At 44.4% G+C, this 1,874-nt stretch carries 5 protein-coding genes; 4 read left to right on the forward strand and 1 reads right to left on the reverse strand.

From position 1 onward, the window contains the following. The 4 genes from Q1A48_RS21125 to Q1A48_RS22035 form a co-directional block, all read left to right on the forward strand. A partial coding sequence (locus tag Q1A48_RS21125) for an ATP-binding cassette domain-containing protein (RefSeq protein WP_299948813.1) occupies window positions 1–608 on the forward strand: 608 nt, incomplete at its 5' end. 102 nt (window positions 609–710) lie between these two features. Beyond that, complete coding sequence (locus Q1A48_RS21130) at window positions 711–920, forward strand: hypothetical protein (RefSeq protein ID WP_299948815.1); 210 nt, start codon at window positions 711–713, stop codon at window positions 918–920. A gap of 114 nt (window positions 921–1,034) precedes the next feature. Then, complete coding sequence (locus Q1A48_RS21135; protein WP_299948817.1) at window positions 1,035–1,361, forward strand: hypothetical protein; 327 nt, start codon at window positions 1,035–1,037, stop codon at window positions 1,359–1,361. 162 nt (window positions 1,362–1,523) lie between these two features. Beyond that, window positions 1,524–1,607: a hypothetical protein gene (locus Q1A48_RS22035; RefSeq protein ID WP_366523464.1), complete on the forward strand. Its 84-nt coding sequence runs from the start codon at window positions 1,524–1,526 to the stop codon at window positions 1,605–1,607. A 19-nt stretch (window positions 1,608–1,626) separates the two neighbouring features. Here Q1A48_RS22035 and Q1A48_RS21140 read toward each other — a convergent pair. Continuing rightward, the coding region (locus tag Q1A48_RS21140; RefSeq protein WP_299948819.1) for a hypothetical protein at window positions 1,627–1,874 on the reverse strand (248 nt) is incomplete at its 5' end.

A 1,874-nucleotide genomic window follows, 5' to 3' on the forward strand; every position in this document is an offset into this window, starting at 1 on the left:
TCGCCCAGCAGATTGCCCAACTGCATGGTCAGCAGGCCTATATCGTCAAGGCTTCCCGAGCCGGAGTTGTCAGTAATTTGCAGGCGGCTGAGGGCCAGCAGGCACAAGCCGATATCCCAGTTTTATCTTTGGTGCCGGAGAATCACGTACTCACGGCACAGTTGCTGGTACCGGTGCACTCTGCGGGTTTTCTCAGTGCAGGCCAACCATTGAAACTTCGCTTCGATGCCTTTCCCTACCAAAAATTTGACCTTTACCCCGGTGCCGTGTTGGAGGAATCCGATATGCAGAACAATCAATTACTCGCCGGCACCATCGGTGACAATACTGCCTGCTTTGAGGCTCAGCTATATCCCCGGCGCATAGTCCACTGCGCACAGTTGGTGCACATTCACGAAGAAATTATGCCTATTCATATGCAATACAACACCCTGATGGGTGAAATGGGCACCAGTCTTAGCGGCGGACAAAAGCAGCGAACTGTGCTGGCGCGTGCGGTTTATCGCGCACCTCGCATCCTATTCATGGACGAAGCAACCAGTCACTTGGGTGTGGCGAATGAATCGCTGGGTAACCAGCATATTCAGCAATTTTTTCCTATTGCCTGAGTTTTGGTTGGGCATCGACCGAAAACGGTCAAATCTGCAGGGAGGCAGATAAATCTGGCTGACAATAAGTTGGCATAATCTTTAACTTAATGAGAAAGTAAAATGAAAGAACTTACTGTGAATGAAATTGAAAATGTACACGGAGCAGAACTTAGTACAACAGCAGCGATAGGTATAGGTATAGGTATTGGTCTAGTATCAAACTATATATATGAATCTGTTGGCGGAGCAGCAGGAATCAATGGGTTCTTCTCCGGTTTTGCTAGTGCCAATAAATCTGGCAGCAGGTACCAACAGTTTTATGAGCGCTAGGTAGCGCTTTAGAAAAATAGAGTGGCGAGGGGTCGCTTAGTGTGATTCCTCAGTTGTGATCGCATGTTTAAATACTTCTTAGTTTTTTTTGTGTCAGTGCTAACATACGTCTTTATGGAAGAGTTTGAAAGTTATCGTGCAGCTTACCAAAAAACTGGCGGTAGTTTTGATATAATTGTGGGCTCTCTTCCTAATGCAATCTCAACGATGCTGGGAATTTTGCTGGCGGCGCTGATATTTGGGAGTAAAGCATTCTTCCAGAACGCATCGTCATATACTATCGGTGTGGCCATTTACGAAATAATTCAACTATATCTTCCTGAGCGAACATTTGACATTTGGGATATCGTAGCCACGCTAGCAGTTTACATTGTCGTTATTGTTTTTTATTTTAGCATTTTATGGATTGTAGAGAAAAGAAAGGATTTAAGTGCTGGTTGATTAAATTTAATTTTTTCTGTTAAGAGAGTTTGCTCAAAGTTAGGCCTCTTTATTTTAGTTTGTCTATCCGTATGGAAGCTTTTGCATAACTTTAGATGCAGTATTCTCATCAAAAACTGCTCTCGGAAAAGCTCTCTCTAAGAGGGAAGTTTACGGTCGAGCTTGTCTTTACAAGAAGCGCAGAGCAGTTCAGCTATTGAGGGCAGTATTACAATACAGGAGACGCTGTATAAAAACGAGTTGTAAGCCAGTCTGGCTGACCCTGTTACCAAAGAAGTGGCGCCCGATGCAGAAGCCTTGCGTTTTCGGTATAGCCTGTCATCTTTTGCGATTGCCCATCTCTATGCATAGCCGCTGTAATGATCTGTAATTTAATCCCGTTGACTACACTGCCGTGAAATGATAAAAAATATGCCATAACATAAATAAGCTCGTAGTAAGGAAGTTGTAGTGACAGGGTTGTTCCGCCAGCAAGCCATGGAAAAACAAGCAGATCGCCTGCATGGTGAGATT

The sequence above is a fragment of the uncultured Microbulbifer sp. genome, assembly GCF_947489355.1.
Lineage (GTDB): Bacteria > Pseudomonadota > Gammaproteobacteria > Pseudomonadales > Cellvibrionaceae > Microbulbifer.